General features: G+C 67.9%; 14 protein-coding genes. 8 read left to right on the top strand and 6 right to left on the bottom strand.

What is annotated here, in order from left to right:
- Window positions 1–291 precede the first annotated feature (291 nt).
- The gene (locus OGL92_RS06050) at window positions 292–507 is read left to right on the top strand and encodes a ribosome modulation factor (protein WP_263141687.1); all 216 of its coding nucleotides are present in this window, start codon (window positions 292–294) and stop codon (window positions 505–507) included.
- A 116-nt stretch (window positions 508–623) separates the two neighbouring features.
- Here the strand turns inward: OGL92_RS06050 and OGL92_RS06045 are convergent, their stop codons facing one another.
- Window positions 624–1,652 (bottom strand): quinone-dependent dihydroorotate dehydrogenase, encoded by a 1,029-nt coding sequence (locus OGL92_RS06045; RefSeq protein ID WP_263141685.1) that lies wholly within the window; start codon window positions 1,650–1,652, stop codon window positions 624–626.
- Window positions 1,653–1,705: 53 nt separating this feature from the next.
- Window positions 1,706–1,927, bottom strand: coding sequence for a DUF2835 domain-containing protein (locus OGL92_RS06040; protein WP_263142116.1), 222 nt, complete (start codon window positions 1,925–1,927; stop codon window positions 1,706–1,708).
- Window positions 1,928–2,074: 147 nt separating this feature from the next.
- Here OGL92_RS06040 and OGL92_RS06035 point away from each other — a divergent pair, with 147 nt between their 5' ends.
- Window positions 2,075–2,980 (top strand): DUF6685 family protein, encoded by a 906-nt coding sequence (locus tag OGL92_RS06035; protein ID WP_263141683.1) that lies wholly within the window; start codon window positions 2,075–2,077, stop codon window positions 2,978–2,980.
- A 102-nt stretch (window positions 2,981–3,082) separates the two neighbouring features.
- Here the strand turns inward: OGL92_RS06035 and OGL92_RS06030 are convergent, their stop codons facing one another.
- Window positions 3,083–7,948 carry an NAD-glutamate dehydrogenase gene (locus tag OGL92_RS06030; RefSeq protein WP_263141680.1) on the bottom strand — a complete coding sequence of 1,622 codons (4,866 nt, stop codon included), beginning with the start codon at window positions 7,946–7,948 and terminating at the stop codon, window positions 3,083–3,085.
- A 579-nt stretch (window positions 7,949–8,527) separates the two neighbouring features.
- Window positions 8,528–8,686, bottom strand: a complete 159-nt coding sequence (locus OGL92_RS06025; RefSeq protein ID WP_263141678.1) for a metallothionein — start codon at window positions 8,684–8,686, stop codon at window positions 8,528–8,530.
- 379 nt (window positions 8,687–9,065) lie between these two features.
- Here OGL92_RS06025 and OGL92_RS06020 point away from each other — a divergent pair, with 379 nt between their 5' ends.
- The 6 genes from OGL92_RS06020 (at window position 9,066) to OGL92_RS05995 (ending at window position 16,083) form a co-directional block, all read left to right on the top strand.
- Window positions 9,066–10,046 carry a MoxR family ATPase gene (locus tag OGL92_RS06020; RefSeq protein ID WP_263141676.1) on the top strand — a complete coding sequence of 327 codons (981 nt, stop codon included), beginning with the start codon at window positions 9,066–9,068 and terminating at the stop codon, window positions 10,044–10,046.
- A 69-nt stretch (window positions 10,047–10,115) separates the two neighbouring features.
- A complete protein-coding gene (locus OGL92_RS06015) occupies window positions 10,116–11,042 on the top strand; it encodes a DUF58 domain-containing protein (RefSeq protein ID WP_263141674.1) in 927 nt (308 codons plus the stop codon).
- Window positions 11,039–11,536, top strand: coding sequence for a DUF4381 domain-containing protein (locus tag OGL92_RS06010; protein WP_263141672.1), 498 nt, complete (start codon window positions 11,039–11,041; stop codon window positions 11,534–11,536). The genes OGL92_RS06015 and OGL92_RS06010 overlap by 4 nt, the downstream gene beginning before the upstream one ends.
- On the top strand, window positions 11,529–12,533 hold the full coding sequence (locus tag OGL92_RS06005) for a VWA domain-containing protein (RefSeq protein WP_263141670.1): 1,005 nt from the start codon (window positions 11,529–11,531) through the stop codon (window positions 12,531–12,533). The genes OGL92_RS06010 and OGL92_RS06005 overlap by 8 nt, the downstream gene beginning before the upstream one ends.
- Window positions 12,530–14,443, top strand: coding sequence for a VWA domain-containing protein (locus tag OGL92_RS06000; RefSeq protein WP_263141669.1), 1,914 nt, complete (start codon window positions 12,530–12,532; stop codon window positions 14,441–14,443). Before OGL92_RS06005 ends, OGL92_RS06000 begins: the two co-directional genes overlap by 4 nt.
- The gene (locus OGL92_RS05995) at window positions 14,440–16,083 is read left to right on the top strand and encodes a BatD family protein (protein WP_263141668.1); all 1,644 of its coding nucleotides are present in this window, start codon (window positions 14,440–14,442) and stop codon (window positions 16,081–16,083) included. Before OGL92_RS06000 ends, OGL92_RS05995 begins: the two co-directional genes overlap by 4 nt.
- A gap of 141 nt (window positions 16,084–16,224) precedes the next feature.
- Here OGL92_RS05995 and OGL92_RS05990 read toward each other — a convergent pair whose 3' ends face one another.
- Together OGL92_RS05990 and OGL92_RS05985 are read right to left on the bottom strand one after the other, a co-directional pair.
- Complete coding sequence (locus OGL92_RS05990; protein ID WP_263141667.1) at window positions 16,225–18,612, bottom strand: RND family transporter; 2,388 nt, start codon at window positions 18,610–18,612, stop codon at window positions 16,225–16,227.
- An 18-nt stretch (window positions 18,613–18,630) separates the two neighbouring features.
- Entirely contained in the window at window positions 18,631–19,698 is a 1,068-nt protein-coding gene (locus OGL92_RS05985) for a YCF48-related protein (RefSeq protein WP_263142114.1), read from the bottom strand.
- Between the last annotated feature and the right edge of the window lie 82 nt (window positions 19,699–19,780).

The raw sequence follows: 19,780 nt of genomic DNA, 5'->3' as shown, positions 1-19,780 counted from the left end.
CAGCGCCGCCATCCTGCTCCGTAACGCCCTGGGTATGCGGGCTGCACCCACGAACGGTCCGCCAGGCCGTTCCATCTTATGGCCTGGGGTCCCGCCAGGTTACGTCCTTATGACAAAACGATCATTCACAGGCGGGGGTGCTTTGGTTAGAACTCAGCCTAGCTCGTCGCCGCAATGGCGATGACAGGAGTCCGCCACGCCGGCAGCGGGCTCCGCTGGCAGACGCTTAGCTGCCTGACCCCGCTACGGGGCCAACGGGACATAACAGTCAACAAGTGAGGGCAACACCCTATGAGAAGACTTAAGCGTGATCCGATGGAACGAGCATTTCTACGCGGCTATCAACACGGCATTCATGGCAAATCCCGCGACCTCTGTCCTTTCACCCATCCGTCCACACGTCAGGCCTGGATCAACGGCTGGCGCGAGGGTCGCGGCGATAACTGGGATGGTTTAACCGGCACCGCCGGCATTCACCGATTGAACGAACTCAAAGCGGTCGGTTGACCGAGATCGACCCGATTTAAACCAAGCACGCCCCATCCGGGCGGCGGGCGAGAGCCCAGGGCTCCTTCGGGAGCCCTTCTCCTCGAAAACCTATTCCTTCCTCCGCTCCATCCGCTCTAATCGACCCGTGCCGGCATCGCCGCGATGGCATCCACCGCTTCGCGGATCAGCGCCGGTCCTCGATAGATGAACCCCGAATAGACCTGCACCAGGCTGGCGCCCGCAGCGATCTTCTCGGCGGCGTGGGCACCTTCGGTGATTCCGCCGGCCGCGATGATCGGCAGGCGCCCGCCCAGCTCCGCGGCCAACACGCGCACCCGGTGGGTACTTTTCTCGCGTACTGGCGCCCCGGAGAGGCCACCCGCCTCCTCGCTGTGGGGCAAGCCCTCGACGCCTTCGCGGCCGAGGGTGGTGTTGGTGGCGATCACCGCGTCCATGCCGGCTTCCAACAGGGCGGCGGCCACCTCGCGGGTTTCCTCGTCGCTCATGTCCGGAGCGATCTTGATCGCCAGCGGGACGTGCTTGCCATGCCGTTTGGCCAGGTGCTCCTGATGCTGGCGCAGCGCGGCCAGCAGGCGTTTCAGCGAGTCGCCGAATTGCAGGTCGCGCAGCCCCGGGGTGTTCGGCGAGCTGACGTTCACCGTAACGTAACTGGCGTCGGCATATACCTTGTCCAGGCAGACCAGGTAGTCGTCCACCGCGCGCTCGACCGGCGTATCGAAGTTCTTGCCGATGTTGATCCCCAGCACCCCGCGATAACGCGCGGCGCGCACCCGCTCCAGCAGATGATCGACGCCAAGGTTGTTGAACCCCATGCGGTTGATGATGGCGTTGGCCTCGGGCAGGCGGAACAGCCGCGGCTTGGGATTGCCCGGTTGCGCGCGCGGGGTGACGGTGCCGATTTCGACGAAACCGAAGCCCAACTGGGCGAAGCCATCGATGGCGTCGCCGTTCTTGTCCAGCCCCGCTGCCAGCCCAATCGGATTGGCGAAGGTCAGGCCCATCACCTCGACCGGCAGCGCCGGTTGCCGATTCAGCAGGCCATTGAGGCCGAGGCGGCCGCCGGCGCCGATCAGGTCGATGGACAGCTCGTGGGAGGTTTCCGGAGACAGTTTGAACAGCAGGTTGCGGGCCAGCGTGTACATGGGCAGGTTTCGGTCGGCGGAAAGAACGGCGATTATAGCCGCTGGGCTCCCCATCAGGCGAGGCGGCGCAACTCCAGCAGCTCGCCGCTGGCGCTGAATTCCATGACGAAGGAACCCTGCACCCCCTGGTGCGTCAGAAAGGGCCGCAGGTGATACGCGGGCAGGCTGACCCGGCGCCCGTCCCGGCTACGCAGCATGATCCGATTCGCATGCCCTCGATAAACAGCACGCAAGTGCTCGGCAGATAGGGCAATATCCAGAACCAGGCTTGGCATGGAGACCGACCTCAGGATGAACATGGCGACTACGCCGCAGCGACTCGGGCGTGCGGCCTCAAGCATACCGACCCCGGCGCCTCGCCGAGGTGCGGTCCGCGCGCTGGCGCGCAGGGATGCCCGCGCCGGGAGCACGCCGTCTCCGTCATGAATCCCGTGCCGTCCCCCCTCACCTTTTCCGCCCGCCTCGCCGCCATCGCCCAGCGCTTCGGCATCGGCGGCCGTGCGCCGCGTCAGGTGCTGGAGCGGGCGAGCCGCTTGCAGTTGCCGTTCCAGCCCCTTCCCGTGCCCCCGGCGAGCATCTGGTGGGAACGGGGCGCGCCCCTGCACCGCCTGGTGGATTTGCCCCGGGATGCCTTGTCTGGCCCGGTGCAGGACGACAAGCAAGCGGCGCGCGCCGCGCTGATGGGGGTCGTGGAAACCCATCGACGCTGCCTTTCCCGTTTCGACCTGCGCGAAGTGGACGGGCTTTCCGGCGACGACCCGGACACCGGCGCCTGCGCGCGCTTCGAGGACTATGTCGCCCACCTGCCCCATCGCCGCGTGCGGATCATCAGCTACAAGGATTTCGTCAAAGCCATCGGCCTCGCCCTGCCACGCTTTCCCGCCGTCGAGCCGGTGGCCTTGCGCCAGGCGAGCTGGCGCGGTGAACGCCTCTATTGGGCCGGCGAACAGCACGTCGAGGCCTTCGCCAGCGCCATCGCCTATGCGCGCTTCCGCGGCCTGGAGCTCGTCGCGCCGGCGGAACTGACCCATTACCGCCTGAGCGAGGACGGTGTCCGCGCCCTCGACCGCCGCTACCATGTCCTGGCGATGCCCCACCAGGCCTGGAACGACCCGGCCTTCATGCGCCTGCTGCTCGACACCGGCATGCCCTACGCACGCCTGTCCCTGCTACGGGCCGCCGCCTCGCCGGAGTTTCTCCTGCTGCCGAAGGAGGATGCCCAGGCCACCGCCCTCGGTGCCGGCCTGCGTCTCGCCGGCGCACCCGACGTGGTGGCCTACCTGCGCGCCTTGGAAAACTCCGGCGAAGACCCGCGACGCTCGCGCTAGCCAGACCGCTCGGAGCGCCTGGAGACCCAGCTCGGAGCGGATTCCCAAGGCCATAAAAAAACCCCGCCATCAGGCGGGGTTTTCGTCAGTGCCGTCGCCGGCTCAGGGGATGCAAATGCTCTGTTGGCCGCTTTGCGCCAAGTCCATCAGCTCGCGATCGGCCACCGCATACATGGCGTAATCGCTGCCGGTGGCGGCACGCAGCTCGCCGAGCATGACGCGCCAGCGATCGACCAGCGGGCGGTGCTGCTCCAGCCACAGCGCCACGCGTTCCTCGATGTCCGCCGGGCCGTCGGTCATTTGCAGGACCGAGACGGTGATGGCGCGCTGTTGCCAGTCGAGGTCGTCGCGGAAGGCTTCGCGGGCCAGGGACTGCCAGGTGCTTTCCACCGACAGGTTGGTGATCTGCTGCAGGTACCAGGACAGGTCCAGCGCGCCGCCTATGGAGAAATAGGCTTCGGCGACCTGGGCGGTGTCCTTGCCGGTGACGTCCGAAGCCTCGATGATCGGCAGCAGGGTGTAGAGGTGGCTGGTGCCCGCCACCACCCGCGCCAGTTCCTCGGGGGCGCCGGCCTCCACATAGGCCTGGTACTTCGCCAGCCATTGCTCGCGGGCCGGCCCTTCCAGCAGTTCGTCCAGGCGACCGGCCAGTTCGGCGACGCGCGGAGCGAAGTGCGCCACGTCGCGGGCGGCATCCAGCTCGTTGCGGCGGCTGCGCAGGAACCAGCGCGTGGCCCGACGCACCAGACGCATCAGCTCGTCCATCAGGGTCAGTTGCAGCTCGGCCGGCACCTGGTAGTCGAGCGCCTCGATGCGCTTCCACCAGCGCGGCAGGTGGAACACGTCGCGGACGATCACATAGGCGCCGGCGACGTTGGCCGCGCTCATGCCGGTGGACTCCTTGAGCCGCTGCACGAAGGTGATGCCCATGTGGTTGACCAGGTCGTTGGCGATCTGGGTGCTGACGATCTCCCGTTTCAGGCGGTGACGGCGCATGGCGTCGCCGAACTTCTCCGCCAGCAGCGGCGGGAAGGCGGTTTCCATTTCCCGCGCCAGGTACTCGTCGTCCGGCACCTGGGACTTCAGCAAGGCTTCCTTGAGGTCGATCTTGCTGTAGGAAATCAGCACCGACAGTTCCGGGCGGGTCAGCCCCTGGCCGTTGGCGGCGCGCTCGTTGAGCTCCTCGTCGCTGGGCAGGAACTCCAGGGCGCGGTCCAGCTTGCCGGCGCTCTCCAGGGCGGCGATCAGTCGCTTGTATTCACCGATCCGCTCGCGCGCGCGGCGTTGCGCCAGGGACAGCGCCTGGGTCTGCTTGTAGTTGTTGCCGAGCACCAGGCTGCCCACCGCGTCGGTCATTTCCGCCAGCAGCGCATTGCGTTGCTTGCCGGTCATGTCGCCCGCCGCGACGATCTCGTTGAGCAGGATCTTGATGTTGACCTCATGGTCGGAGCAGTCCACGCCCCCGGCGTTGTCGATGAAGTCGGTGTTGCTGGCGCCGCCGTTGAGGCCGTACTCGACGCGGCCCAGCTGGGTCATGCCGAGGTTGCCGCCCTCGCCCACCACCTTCGCCCGCAGCTCGCGGCCGTCGACCCGCAGGGCGTCGTTGGCCTTGTCGCCGACGTCGGCGTGGCTCTCCTGGCTGGACTTGACGTAGGTGCCGATGCCGCCGTTCCAGATCAGGTCGACCGGCGCCTTGAGCAGGGCGCTGATCAGCTCGGTGGGGGTCAGCTTGTCGGCGCGGATGTCGAAGCGTTCCTGCATTTCCGGGCTGATGTTGATGCTCTTCGCGCTGCGCAGGAAGATCCCGCCGCCGGCGGAGATCAGCTTGGCGTCGTAGTCCGACCAGCTGGAACGCGGCAGGTCGAACAGGCGCTGGCGCTCGACGAAGCTCTTCGCCGCGTCGGGGTTCGGGTCGATGAAGATGTGCTGGTGGTTGAACGCCGCCACCAGTTGCAGGGTTTCCGAGAGCAGCAGGCCGTTGCCGAACACGTCGCCGGCCATGTCGCCGATGCCAATGACAGTGATGTTGTCCTTCTGCACGTCGATGCCGTGCTCGCGGAAGTGCCGCTGCACCGAGACCCAGCCGCCCTTGGCGGTGATGCCCATGCCCTTGTGGTCGTAACCCGCCGAGCCGCCGGAGGCGAAGGCGTCGCCGAGCCAGAAGCCGTACTCGGCGGCGATGCCGTTGGCGATGTCGGAGAAAGTCGCGGTGCCCTTGTCGGCCGCCACCACCAGATAGGGATCGTCCTCGTCGTGGCGCACCACGTTGGCCGGCGGTACCACGTCGCCTTCCTTGAGGTTGTCGGTGAGGTCGAGCAGGCCGGAGATGAAAATCCGGTAGCAGGCGATGGCCTCCGCCTGGATGTCATCGCGTCCGCCGCCCACCGGCAGCCGCCGCGGGATGAAGCCGCCCTTGGCGCCGACCGGCACGATGACGGCATTCTTCACCTGCTGCGCCTTGACCAGGCCCAGCACCTCGGTGCGGAAGTCTTCCTCGCGATCCGACCAGCGCAGGCCGCCACGGGCGACCTTGCCGAAGCGCAGGTGCACGCCTTCCACGCGGGGGGAATAGACGAACACCTCGAACTTGGGCACCGGCTTGGGCAGCTCCGGGATCGCCTTGGGGTTGAACTTGAAGCTGAAGTAGCTCTTCGCCTGGCCGTTGGCGTCGGGCTGGTAGAAGTTGGTGCGCAAGGTGGCCTTGATCAGGTCCAGGTAGCGCCGCAGGATGCGGTCCTCGTTGAGCACGGCGACGTTGTCCAGGGCGGACAGGATCGCCTGCTCCAGGCGCTGCTGCTTGTCTTCGAGATCGTCGGCGGTGAGTTTGCGCGCCAGGTAGAAGCGGGTCTTGAACAGGCGCACCAGTTCGCGGGCGATGTCGGTGTGGTTGAGCAGCGTGCTGGCGATGTAGCCCAGGTCGAAGCCGAGGCGGATCTGCTTCAGGTAGCGCGCATAGGCACGCAGCAGGGCGACATCGCGCCAAGGCAGACCGGCGGTCAGCACCAGGCGGTTGAAGGCGTCGTTCTCGGCGGCGCCGCGCACGATCTGCACGAAGGCATCCTGCAGGGTGTCGTTGAGCTGCTGGATGTCCACGTCCAGCCCGTCGGGGCAGCTGAAGGCGAAATCGTGGATCCAGAACTCGCGGCCCTGGCGATGGTGCAGGCGATAGGGGAACTCACCGAGCACGCGCAGGCCGAGGTTCTCCAGGATCGGCAGCACGTCCGACAGCGCCAGCGGGGTATCCGCGTGGTACAGCTTGCAGTGCAGCAGGCGCTCTTCGCCCTGGGCGAGGGGCTGGTAGAAGCTCATCACCAGCGGGCGATCTTCCGACAGGCTGAGCAGGTGCTGCAGGTCGACCACGGCCGAATGGGGCGCGAAACGCTCGCGGTAGCCCGCCGGGAAGTTCTTCGGGAAATCCGCCAGCACGCGGGTGCCCTGGGCTTCGCCGAAGCTTTCGACGACCAGCCCGGAGAGGTCGTCCTGCCAGGAGCGGCAGGCCTGGATGACTTCGCGTTCCAGTTGCTGCGGATCGATGTCCAGCTTGGTCTTCGGGTCGACGCGCAGGATCAGTTGGACGCGGGCTAGCACCGACTCGGAGAAGTAGGTCCAGAACTCGCAGTCGGTGGCGTGCAGGCGGTCCACCAGCACCTGCTGGATGCGCAGGCGGCTTTCGGTGGAATAGACGTCGCGCGGCACGTAGGCCAGGGCATAGACGAAGCGTCCGTAGGGATCGAAGCGCAGGAACAGGCGAACCTTGTTGCGCTCCTGGATCTGCACGATGGACAGCGCGGTGTTGAACAGCTCCTCCACCGGGGTCTGGAACAGGTCGTCGCGGGGCAGAACCTCCAGCACCTTGACCAGCTCCTTGCCCAGGTGACCCTGGGCATCGAAGCCCGAGCGGCGCTCGACCTCGGCCACCTTGCGGCGGATGTAGGGAATCTCGCGGACGCTTTCGCTGTAGGCGATGGAGGTGTAGAGGCCGAGGAAACGGCACTCCTTGACCACCTTGCCGGTGGCATCCAGTTCGCGGATGGAAACGAAATCCGGGTAGGCCGGCCGGTGCACGCGGCTCGGCTGCGCGGCCTTGGCGAAGGACAGCAGTTCCGGCTCGCGCAGGTATTTCACCGCGTAGGGTTCGACGTGCAGGTCCTCGTCGCTCAGGCCGCTGCGCAGCAGCTTGGACAGGCCCAGCAGGGAGGACGGTTCGTAGACCAGGCGGCCGCCGCCGGCCTCGTCCACCAGGGTGAACTCTTCATAGCCGAGGAAGGTGAAGTGGTTGTCCAGCAGCCACTCCAGGAACACCTTGATCTCTTCGCGCTCGGTGGCGTCGGCCTGCAGCTTGGCCTTGTCCAGCCAAGCCAGCAGCTCGCGAGCCTTGGCTTTCATCGGCTGGAAATCGGCGACGGTCAGGCGGACTTCGCCGAGCACTTCCAGCACCGCTTTTTCCAGGGCGCGCATGTCGGTGGGGCTGGCGCAGCGGTCGATCTCCAGGAACATCAGGGATTCCTGGCGCACGCCTTCGCCCTGGGTGCCCTTCGGCAGGACTTCCAGCAACTCGCCCTTGTCGTTGCGGCGCACGCTGAGCACGCTGTTCTGCAGGGTATGGATGCTGTGGCCGTGGCGGTTCAGCTCCATCCGCACCGAGTCGACCAGGAAGGGGATGTCCGGGTGCAGCACTTCCACGGCGGTGTGGGTGGACTGCCAGCCGTGCTTCTCATAGTCGGGGTTGAACACCCGGACTTCCGGCTTGGCATGGTCGAACTGCTCGAGCAGGCGCCAGGAGGACAAGGTGGAGCCGACCAGGTCGGAGAGCCGGCGCTGGGTGAGCTCGTCGAGCGCGATGATGCCGAAGAATTGCTCGGCGAACAGGCTCACTTGTGGCAGTGCCTGCTCGCTGACGTGCTGTGCCAGGGCCGCTTGCAGTTGATGCTGGAAGTCGGCTTTGCTGGCCGCAGTAAAGAACGCCATGGTTATGCTCCACTTGGCTTGTTGTGCAGGATGACATCGTCAGGTACAGCCACCGGCGCCCGCCCGCTGGGCAGGCAGGGTCGAAGCGCCGCCGAAAGACGGCGCGCGGACCGGGGATGGCGGTGGCGTGCGTGGGGAATTCGGGTACGGGGGTGACGGGTGGGTGTCGCCCCGCGGGCCCGCTCGACCGGCCCGGAGGGCGCGGGAGCGAACGACAGCGTCGAAGGAACGGCGGAATGCGGGAGACTCGGGGACGACGGGAATGCACCGCTGGAAAGCGCCGCCCCGACTTGTTGCAACAGGATATGAACGAGCACAGCCAATTCGAAAAGTCCCTCGGACCCATCGGTCACATTCGTGTAGAGCTTATCGATGGAAGCCCCCCGGCCGCTTGTCGCGCTGCGACATTTTCGGTCAGGAAACAACGGACAAGGTGTCGCAGTGCTCGCCACGCGGCGAAACCCGAGGGTGCCCGGGGCCCACAGCGACCGGAAATGCATGAGCCACCCGCCGCTGCCGCGGCGATGACGGCCCCGGAATGGGACGGAGACCCCGGCGGGCCCTCCGTCCCCCATGGCATCACTTGGCGCCGCACTTGCATCCAGGGTGGCTGCATGGGCTGCCCGTCGCGTGGCCGCTGGCGCAGGCCTGGCAGCAGTATTTCTTGCCGTCCTTCTCGACGTAATCGCTGCCGATCGAGCAATTGCATTGACTACAGGCGCAGGTGTTCTGGCTCATGTCCGTCTCTCCGTTGCATCCCCGCGTGGGGTCTTGAGGGAGCCGCCGCTTCGTCGCCCGGATCGCTCCCTTCGGGAGGCGGGCATGGACGGCCGTCGAAAAACTAGACCACGCGAGCGCCGATTGACTCACCCCCGGACCCAAGGGCGGGATGAGCGGTCGCTCACAGCGAAGGCAGAATCGGCCGGTCGCCCCTGGGCATTCGCCCGGCGCCTCATTACGATACGCCGCGCACCTGGGCTACCATGTGCCGGATGTGTGACGCGGGCAGGTCGGATCGCCGGCCGCCGGCCGCCGGCGCGGACCGCGCGCCCCGCCTCGCCGGCCGATCGCCCGGCAACGTACGACATGGCCGGATGGCCGGAGTGGTGAAACAGGCATGAGCAGCGAAACCCAGACCCTTACCCACCGGCAGCACATCGTCGAGCTGCGCAGCTTTCTCTCGACCCAGATCCTCGGCCAGGAGAAGCTCATCGAGCGCCTGCTGATCGCCCTGCTCGCCGACGGCCACCTGCTGGTGGAAGGCGCGCCGGGCCTGGCCAAGACCAAGGCGATCAAGGACCTGGCGGAAGGCGTCGAGGCCGAGTTCCACCGCATCCAGTTCACCCCCGACCTGCTCCCCGCGGACATCACCGGCACCGAGATCTACCGGCCGGAGACCGGCAGCTTCGTGTTCCAGCAGGGGCCGATCTTCCACAACCTGGTGCTCGCCGACGAGATCAACCGGGCTCCGGCCAAGGTCCAGTCGGCGCTGCTCGAGGCCATGGCCGAGCGCCAAGTCTCCATCGGCCGCTCCACCTACGACCTGTCGCCGCTGTTCCTGGTGATGGCGACCCAGAACCCGATCGAGCAGGAAGGCACCTACCCCCTGCCGGAGGCGCAGCTCGACCGCTTCCTGATGCACGTGAAGATCGGCTTCCCCGACGCCTCGGTGGAACGCAAGATCCTCCAGCAGGCGCGGGGCGAGGCGCTCAACGGCGAAACCAAGCCGGAACACAAGGTCAGCCAGCAGGCGATCTTCGCCGCGCGCAAGGAAATCCTCGGGCTGTACATGGCCGACGCGGTGGAGGAATACCTGGTGCAACTGGTGATGGCCACCCGCACCCCGGCGAAATTCGACGCCGAGCTGGCCGAATGGCTGGCCTACGGCGCCAGCCCGCGGGGCTCGATCTCCCTCGACCGTTGCGCGCGCGCCCACGCCTGGCTGGCCGGGCGGGACTTCGTCAGCCCGGAAGACATCCAGGCGATGCTGTTCGACGTGCTGCGCCACCGGGTGATCCTGTCGTTCGAAGCCGAAGCCGCCGGGATCGACCAGGATCGCGTACTGCAACGCATTCTCGACGTGGTCGCGGTGGCCTGATGGCGCCCTTGCAAGCGCCCACGCCCTCGTCCCGACGCCGGCCCCGCGCCCGCCGGAACCGCTGAATCCATGCCCGTGCAACCCGGCGTCTATGCCAGCCTCGCCGAGCTGATCGAGATGCGCCACCGCGCGCGCGAGGTGCAACTGTTCTCGACGCCCTCGCGGCGCAGCCCGCTGGTCGGCCTGCACCATTCAAAGCTGCGCGGGCGTGGCGTGGACTTTGACCAGGTGCGCGTCTACCAGGCCGGCGACGACGTGCGCACCATCGATTGGCGCGTCACCGCGCGTACCCAGGAACCCCATACCAAGCTGTTCCACGAGGAGCGCGAACGCCCGGTGTTCGTCCTGGTGGAACAGAGCCGCCGGTTGTTCTTCGGCAGCGGGCTGGCCTTCAAGTCGGTGCTCGCCGCCCAGGCCGCGAGTCTGTTCGGCTGGGCCGCGCTGGCTCACAACGACCGGATCGGCGGCCTGGTGTTCGGCGACGCCGAGCACCACGAGATCAAACCGCGGCGCAGCAAGCAGAGCCTGTTGCAACTGCTCAGCCGGCTGGTCCGGGTCAATCACAGCCTGGACGCCGAGGTGGCACCCAACCGCGACGGTTTCAGCCTGGCCCTGCGCCGCGCCCGCGAAGTGCTGCGCCCCGGCAGCCTGGTGGTGATTCTCTGCGACGAGCGCGCCCTGTCGGACACGTCCGAACTGCAGCTCGGCCTGCTGGCGCGGCACACCGACCTGATCCTGCTGCCGCTGTCCGACCCGCTCGATCACGCGCTGCCGGCCGCCGGCTTGCTGCGTTTCGCCGACCGCGACGCGCAACTGGAGCTGGATACCCACGACGCCGAGCTGCGCCAGGCCTATGGCCAGCAGGCCGAAACCCGCCGCGCGCGCTGGCAACGCCTGTCGCAGAAGCTCGGCGTGCTGTTGCTGCCGCTGAGCACCCGCCAGGAGGTGGTCGAACAACTGCGCGAACACTTGCAGCAGAAAGGGGCGGGCCGGTGAATCCACTCGACCAACTGGCGCCGCCCATCGCGCCGCCGGCCGTCCTCTGGTGGCCGCCGGCGCCCGGCTGGTGGTTGCTGGCGCTCCTGTTGCCGCTGCTGCTGTGGGGCTTCTGGCGCCTGCTGCGACGCCTGCCGCGCCAGGCCCCTCGCCGCCCGGCCGATCCGGCCGGTCTCGACCCGCTGCGCCAGGCCGCCCTCGCCGAACTGGCGGGCTTGTCCAAGCCCTACGGTGGGCAGCCCGCCCAGCACTGGCTGCAACAGCTCAACGCGCTGCTCAAGCGCCTGTGCCGCGCCCAGTATCCGCACGAGGCCAGCCACGTGCTGAGCGGTCGCGCCTGGCTGGCATTCCTCGACAGCCGCTGCCCGGCCGCCGGCCTGACCCGCTGGATGATCCTGGTGGAAGGCGCCTATCGCCCGGACTGCCGGCTCGACGACAAGGCCATCGAAGGCCTGTACCTGGCGATCGACACCTGGGTGCGCCGTCATGTTTGAGTTCGCCTGGCCCTGGATCCTGCTGCTCGCGCCGCTGCCCTGGCTGTTGCGCCGAGTGCTGCCGCCCGCGGACAGCGGCGAGGCGGCGCTGCACGCGAGCTTTCTCGGCGAACTGGAAAGCCTGGCCGGCCGTCGCGCCCGCCTGCACCTGCCGGCCTGGCGCCAACAGGCGCGCTTTGCCCTGCTGTGGCTGTTGCTGCTGGCGGCCGCCGCGCGACCGGAATGGGTCGGCAATCCCCTGCCGCTGCCTTCCAGCGGGCGCGACCTGCTGCTGGCGGTGGACGTCTCCGGCTCCATGGAATATCCCGACATGCTGCTGGATGGGCGCAAGGTCAGCCGCCTGGAACTGGTCAAGCGGCTGATGGGCGGTTTCATCGACGGTCGCCAGGGCGATCGGGTCGGCCTGATCCTGTTCGGCAGCCAGGCCTACCTGCAGGCGCCGCTGACCTTCGACCGCAAGACCGTGCACACCTGGCTGGACGAGGCGCTGATCGGCATCGCCGGCAAAAACACCGCCCTCGGCGACGCCATCGGCCTGGGCGTCAAGCGCCTGCGCCAACGTCCGGCGGAGAGCCGGGTGCTGGTGCTGGTCACCGACGGCGCCAACACCGGTGGCGAGGTGGAGCCCCTGACCGCGGCGCGCCTGGCCGCCGAGGAAAAGGTCAAGGTCTACACCATCGGCATCGGCGCCGATCCCAACCAGGCCGGCGCCCTTGGCCTGTTCGCCATGAACCCCGGGCTCGACCTCGACGAGGCGACGCTGAGCGCCATCGCCGAGCGCACCGGCGGCGAGTATTTCCGGGCCCGCGACGGCGGCGAGCTGGCGCGCATCGAGGCGGCCCTCGACGAACTGGAGCCGGTGGCCCAGGCGCCGACCCAGGCGCGCCCGGCCAAGGCGCTGTACCCCTGGCCGCTGGCCGGCGCCCTGCTGCTCAGCCTGCTGTTCGTCGTCCGGGTGCTCTGGCCCCACGCCCGGTTGCGCCGGAGGGCCGAATGATCGCCCTCTGGCCACACTGGCTGCGACCCTACTGGCTGCTCGCGCTGCCCCTGCTGGGCTGGCTGCTGTGGCGCCTCTGGCACCGGGAAAGACGCAGCGGGCGCTGGCAACAGTTGCTTCCCGAAGCCTTCCATCCCTGGCTGCTCAAGGGCTCGCGGCAGCGCGGCAGCCGCCTGCCCTGGATCGCCCTCGGCGGCGCCTGGCTGCTCGCGCTGCTGGCGCTGCTCGGGCCCAGTTGGCAGCACATCGAACAGAGCCTCGGCAAGCGCGCCGACCCGCTGGTGGTGTTGCTCGACCTGACCCCGACGATGCTCGCCACCGACGCGCCGCCGACCCGCCTGGAACAGGCGCGGCGCAAACTGCTCGACCTGCTGGAAGAACGCCGCGACGCGCAGACCGCTATCGTCGTCTACGCCGGCAGCGCCCATACCCTGGTGCCGCTGTCCGACGACCTGATGACCGCGCGCAACCTGCTGGAATCGCTCAAGCCCTCGATCATGCCGGTGGCCGGCCGCCGCGCCGACCTGGCCGTCGGCAAGGCGCTGGAGCTCCTCGACCAGGGCGCCCAGGGGCAGGGCCGGATCCTGCTGATCACCTCGCGCCTGAGTGCCGAAGAGCGCCGCGGCATCCGCGCGGCGCTGGGCGCGCGCGGCGCGCGGCTGAGCATCCTCGGCATCGGCACCGCCCAGGGCGCGCCCGTGGCCCAGGAAAACGGCGGCTTCCTCAAGGACGACCAGGGCGTGATCCTCCTGCCGAAGCTGGATGCCCCGGGCCTCAAGCGCTTCGTCGGCAAGCTCGGCGGCCGCTACGGCAGCGCGCGCCTGGATGACAAGGACCTGCACGCACTCGGCTTGCTGGAAGGGGCCAGCGGGCTGCGCGAAGTCCGCGAGACGCTGCACTTGCAAAGCTGGGCCGATCAGGGCCATTGGCTGCTGGTGCCGTTGCTGCTGCTCGCCGCCTGCGCCGGCCGCCGTGGCTGGCTGTTCTGCCTGCCCCTGTTGTTCGCCCTGCCGCAGCCGAGCCAGGCCTTCGAGCTCGCCGACCTGTGGCTGCGGCCGGATCAGCAAGGCCAGCGCCTGCTCGAAGCGAACCGTCCGGCGGAAGCCGCCCAGCGCTTCAGCGATCCGCAATGGCAGGGCCAGGCCCTCTACCAGGCCGGTGATTACCCGGGCGCCGCCGAGCGCTTCGCCCGGGAAGACAGCGCGACGGCGCATTACAACCGCGGCAATGCCCTGGCCAAGGCCGGGCAATTGGAAGCCGCCGTGGACGCCTACGACAGTGCCCTGGAGCGCCAGCCCGACCTGCAACCGGCGCAACGCAACAAGGCCCTGGTGGAGGCGTTGCTGGAGGAAAAGAAACGGCAGGATGCGCAACAGGGCGCAAAGGACGGCGCCCGCCAGGACACCGACCCGGCCGACAAGTCCGCCCAGGACGCGCAGCGGCAAGGGCAAGGGCAAGGGCAAGGGCAAGGGCAAGGGCAAGGGCAAGGGCAAGGGCAAGGGCAAGGCTCGGACCGGGAGACCGCCGAGCCGTCCCCCGCCGCCGGCACCGCGCCCGACCCGGGGGACTCCAGCCAGCCGCCGAAGGCTTCGCCCTCGCCCGAGTCCGAGCACAGGGCCGAGGCCGCGCCGCCCTCCGCCGAGCGCGTCAACCCGGACAAACCCCAGCCCTCCGCTTCGGCAGCCGGACCGGGACGAGCGCCCGCCGGCGACGCCAGCGCCACTGGCTCCGGCCACGAAGCGAACGGCAAGGTCGCCCAGGGCGACGCGTTGGCGCCCCGCGAACCCTTCGACGACGAACGCCGCCAGGCCCTCGAACAGTGGCTGCGGCAAATCCCCGACGACCCCGCCGAACTGCTGCGCCGCAAGTTCTGGTACGAACAGCAACTGCGCCAGGAAAATTCTCGATGATGCGTCTGCTCTGCACCCTGCTGCTCGCCCTGCTGGCCGCCCGAGCCGGTGCCGCCGGACTCACCGCCAGCGTCGACCGGACCCGTCTGAGCGAAGGCGAAACGGTCGAGCTGACCCTGGAATCGGACGACGTGACGGTCTTCGGCAAACCCGACCTGAAGCCCCTCGAGACGCTGTTCGAGGTGCTCGGCACCCGCCAGGTGAACCGCCTCACCACCCTGGACGGCGCGGCCCATGCCTCCACCCAGTGGATGGTCACCCTGCAACCGAAGCAGACCGGCTACGTGGTGGTGCCGCCGGTGCAGTTGGGCGACGCCGAAAGCCAACCCATCACCCTGCGGGTGCTGCCCACCGACGCCAGCGCCGGCACGCAGCAGCTGGCACCGGTGTTCATCGATGCCAGCCTGGACCAGGAAACCACCTACGTGCAGGCCCAGGTGGTGCTGACCCTGCGCATCTACCATTCGGTGTCGCTGTACGACGACAGTGCCCTCACCCCCTTGCAGATGGCCGACGCGCGCGTCGAGGCGCTCGGCGACCCGCGCACCTACGAAAAGGACATCAACGGCGTACGCCACGGGGTGATCGAACTGCGCTACGCGATCTTCCCGCAACGCAGCGGCGAGCTGAGCATCCCCGGGCAGACCTTCAGCGCGACGCTGGTGGAGCGCAACACGCAGAACCCCTACCGACCCTTCGGCTCGCGCCCGGGCAAACTGACCCGGGTCAAATCGCCGGATATCCCGCTGACGGTGAAAGCCAAGCCGGCCGAGTACCCGACCGATGCGCCCTGGCTGCCGGCGCGCTCGCTGACGCTCGGCGAGACCTGGAACCCCGAGCCGGACCAGGCCAAGGTGGGCGACTCGCTGACCCGCAGCCTGCGCCTGGAGGTGGAAGGGCTGTCCAGCGCCCAGTTGCCGCCGTTGCCGGCCACCGAGGTGGCCGGCCTGCGCCGCTACCCGGACCAACCGCAGTTGGCCAACCGCAGCGACGAACGCGGCGTGACCGGGAGCCGCGAAGAGCGTGAGGCGTTGGTACCGACCCAGGCAGGCGCGGTCGAGGTGCCCGCCCTGGACTTGGTCTGGTGGAACACCCGCGAGGACCGCCTGGAACACGCGACCCTGCCGGCACGCCGCCTGACGGTCGCCGGCAACCCCAACCTGGAGGTGGAAGCGCCGGTGAGCAGCCCGCCGACGCAGGTGGAAAACCTCGCCGGGGCGAAGCTCTGGCCCTGGCAACTGGCCTGCGCGGCACTGCTCTGCACCACCCTGCTCGGCTTCGGCCTCTGGTGGCACGCGCGGCGCCAGCCGGCGATCCTGCCGACCGTGCAGAGCGGCCCCAGCCCGCGCACCCTGCTCGACGACCTGCGTCGCGCCTGCCAGGCCAACGACCCCCAGGCCAGCCGCCAGGCCCTGGATGCCTGGGCGCGGCAGCAACCGGAGACCCTCGCCGCCATGGCCGCGCGCTTCGCCCCGCTGTCCGAGGCGCTCGACAGCCTGAATGGCGCGCTGTACAGCGAAAGCGGCCAGCACTGGCAGGGCGAGGAGCTGTTGAAGGCGATCCGTGCCCTGCCCGCCGCGGAAACCCCGGACGGCGCGGGCCAGGAGCCCAACCCGTTGCCACCGCTGTATCCGCGCTGAGCGGCATACCCAGCCGGCGGCGTCCGCCCAGCGGATGCGGCAGCCGGTGGCGACACCCTTTTTCCGCCCATGAAAAAACCGCGCGTCGCGCGGTTTCGTCGTATCGAGCCGGGCCTTCTCGCGGAAGGCCCGGCGCCCGCCTCAATGGGCCAGCAGCGAACCGCCCTGCTTGCCGACCAGCTTCTCCGGCTTGATCAGGAACCGCGCCAGCGCCGGCAACAGCCAGAGCGCGCCGAACATGTTCCACAACAGCATGAAGGTCAGCATCAGACCCATGTCGGCCTGAAACTTGATCGCCGAGAAAATCCAGGTGGCGACGCCGATGGCCAGGCAAAGCCCGGTGAACAGCACGGCCTTGCCGGTGGATTTCAGGGTTTCGTAGTAGGCCTCCTGCAAGGTCAGGCCGGCGCGCAGGAAGCTTTCCAGGCGGCTGTAGATGTAGATGCCGTAGTCCACGCCGATCCCCACGCCGAGGGCGATCACCGGCAAGGTCGCGACCTTGACGCCGATGCCCAGGGACGCCATCAGCGCGTTGCCCAGCACCGAAGTGAGGATCAGCGGCAGGATGATGCACAGGGTCGCCGCCAGGGAGCGGAAAGTGATCATGCACATGGTCGCCACGCAGAGGTAGACCAGGATCAGGATGGTCAGCTCGGACTTGGCGATCACCTCGTTGGTGGCGGCCTCGATCCCGGCGTTGCCGGCGGCCAGGAGGAACTCCAGCCCCTCCTTGTTATTCGCCTGAGCGAATTCCTCGACGGCATGCACCGCACGCTTCAGGGTCGCCGCCTTGTGGTCCTCGAGGAACACCAGCACCGGCGCCAGGGAGCAGTCGGCGTTGTACAGGCCGTCGGCGCGGCTGATGGAGTTGTTCAGCACGTCTTGGTTACGCGACAGGCTCTCCCACTTGAGGTTGCCCTCGTTCATGCCCTTGATCAGTTGCTTGGAGACCGTCACCAGGGAAATCGCCGACTGCACGCCCTCGGTGTTGTTCATTTTCCACATCAGTTGGTCGATGGGCTCCATGGCCGCGTAGGTGGAGCAGCCTTCCCGGGCGGTCTTGACCATCACCACCAGCACGTCGGAGCTGGTCGAGTAGTTGCGGATGATGAAGTTGTTGTCGAGGTTGTAGCGCGATTCCGGGCGCAGCTCGGGCGCGCCCTGGTCGAGGTCGCCCACTTGTAGGTTCTGCTTCTGGTACCAGAAGCCGCCGAGGCCGACCGCCAGCGCGAGGATCACCGAAACCGGCGCCACCGCGGGGTGAGCGAAATTGGACAGCAGGCGCCAGAACGGGTGTTCGCTGACCGCGTCGCGTTTGCTGCGCTCCACCGCCTTCTTGCTGATGCCGACGTAGGAGATCGCCACCGGCAGCAGGATCAGGTTGGTGAAGACGATCACCGCCACGCCGATGGAAGCGCCGATGGCCAGCTCGCGGATCACCCCGATGTCGATGATCAGCAAGGTGATGAAGCCCACCGCATCGGCGAGAATCGCGATCATTCCCGGCAGGAACAATTGGCGGAAGGTCCGTCGCGCGGCGGTCAGGGCGTTGTCGGCGTCGCTGGACTGCAAGGCGATGCCGTTGATCTTCTGCACCCCGTGGGAAATGCCGATGGCGAAGATCAGGAAGGGCACCAGCATCGAGTAAGGGTCCAGGCCGAACCCCACGGCGTGCATCAGGCCGAGCTGCCAGACCACCGCGATCAGCGTGGTGGACAGCACGGCGATGGTGCTGCGGATGCACCAGGTGAACCAGTAGAGCAGCACCAGGGTGATCAGGAAGGCGATGCCGAAGAAGGCCACCACCATGATCAGGCCGTCGATGAGGTCGCCGACCTTCTTCGCGAAGCCGACGATGTGCACCTTGATCCGCGGGTTTTCCACCTGGTACTTGTCGCGGATCTTCTGCTCCAGCTCGTGGGAGAACTGCCGGTAGTCCAGCTTGATCTGCCGCCCCTGGTCGGCCGGGTCCGGATAGGACTCGAGCAAGGGGATGTCGACGATGCTGGACTTGAAGTCGTTGGCCACCAGGCGACCGATCTGCCCGGACTTGAGCACGTTGTCGCGCAGCGCGTCGAGGCTGGCGGGCGAACCGTCGTAGGTCTGCGGGATCACCTCGCCGCCGGCGAAGCCTTCCTCGGTGACCTCGGTCCAGCGCACGCTGGGGCTCCACAGGGACTTCAGCCCGGAGCGGTCGACGCCGGGGATGTAGAACACCTCGTCGTTGATCTGCCGCAGGGTCTCCATGTAGGTCTTGTCGAAGATGTCGCCGTCCAGGGCCTCCACCGAAATCCGCACGGTGTTGCCCAGGTTGGCCAGGTCGTTGCGGTGCTCCATCATCTTTTCGATGTAGGGATGATGCAGCGGGATCATTTTCTCGAAGCTGGTGGAGGGGCGCACCTGCAACGCTTGGTAGAACAGGAACAGGCTGACCAGCAGGCAGATGACGATGACCGCGGGGCGGTTGTTGAAGATCAGGCGTTCGAGCAGGGTCGCCTTGTCCTGGTGATGGTTACTTTTCATGCTCATCTCTCGGAAGCCCCGGCGTTATTGTTGTTGCTCGGTGCCGGTCGGCGAGGCGACGCGAACGCCGCCCTGTCCCACCAGAATCAGATTGCCCTTGGCATCGGCGGCGACCGCCGACAGCGATTGCCGGTCGGGCCGGTTGACCACGCTGAAGCTGGCCCCGTCGTCGTGGCTCTGCAGCACGCTGCCGCCGTGGCCGACGATCACCAGAGTGCCGTCGGCCAGCAAGGCGCCGCCGGCCAGGCCGAACTCGAGGGTCCCGCCCGAGGCGGTCTTCAGCTTCACCGGCTGCCAATCGGCGCCGAAGTCGGTGGAGCGGAACAGGTTGCCCCGCAGCCCGTAGGCCAGCAGGGTCCCAGGGGTGGCGGTGGCGGTGACGCCGAACAGCGAGCCCGGGTAAGGCCCCTCGATCTTTTCCCAGGTCGCGCCGCCATCGGCGGAGCGGAACATGCTGCCCATCTCGCCGACGATGAACAGCCCGGCATCCTTCACCGCGGCGATGCCGTTGAGGTGGTACTGGTCTTCGTTGTCCAGGCGGTCGCTGGCGTCTTCCCAGTGCTGGCCGCCATCGGTGGTTTCCAGCAGCGCGCCGTAGGCACCCACCGCGTAGCCCACCCGGGTGTCCTGGAACCAGACGTCCAGCAAGGGCGCCTCGCGCTTGAGGTCCTCGAACTGCAACCTCCAGGTGGCGCCGGCGTCGTCGCTGGCGAGGATCTGCGCGTCGTGACCGACCGCCCAGCCATGCTTGTCGTCGACGAAATACACCGCGGTGAGCATCTGCCGCGTCGGGACCTTGGCCTGCTGCCAGGTCCGGCCGTCGTCGTCGGAATAGAGAATGTGGCCCCGCTCGCCCACCGCCACCAGCCGGGCACCGGCGTGCGCGATGTCGATCAGCAGCCCCTGGGCCGCGCGCGGCGACTCGATGGCGTACGGGGTGGCATCGGCCGCGTGCAGGGACAGCGGAGTGGCGAAGAGGGTCAGGACGGAAAGCGCCGCCACCAGCGGCAGGACCCTGGCCAGCGGAAGGTGGAAGCGGAACGTCGCGAGGGACGGAAGCTGCTCATGCACATCGGACGGGGTGCGCCACATGACGGGCTCACTCATACACCTTCCCCTTTATTGTTATTAGGTGGTACTGCTTCATGGCAGGAAAGCCATCCTAGCCAGTTTT

Source organism: Pseudomonas sp. RIT-PI-AD (assembly GCF_025642785.1).
In the GTDB taxonomy this organism is placed as follows: Bacteria; Pseudomonadota; Gammaproteobacteria; order Pseudomonadales; family Pseudomonadaceae; genus Pseudomonas_T.
The sequence above is the reverse complement of the archived record's forward strand: the minus strand, read 5'-3'. Positions and strand labels throughout refer to the sequence as shown.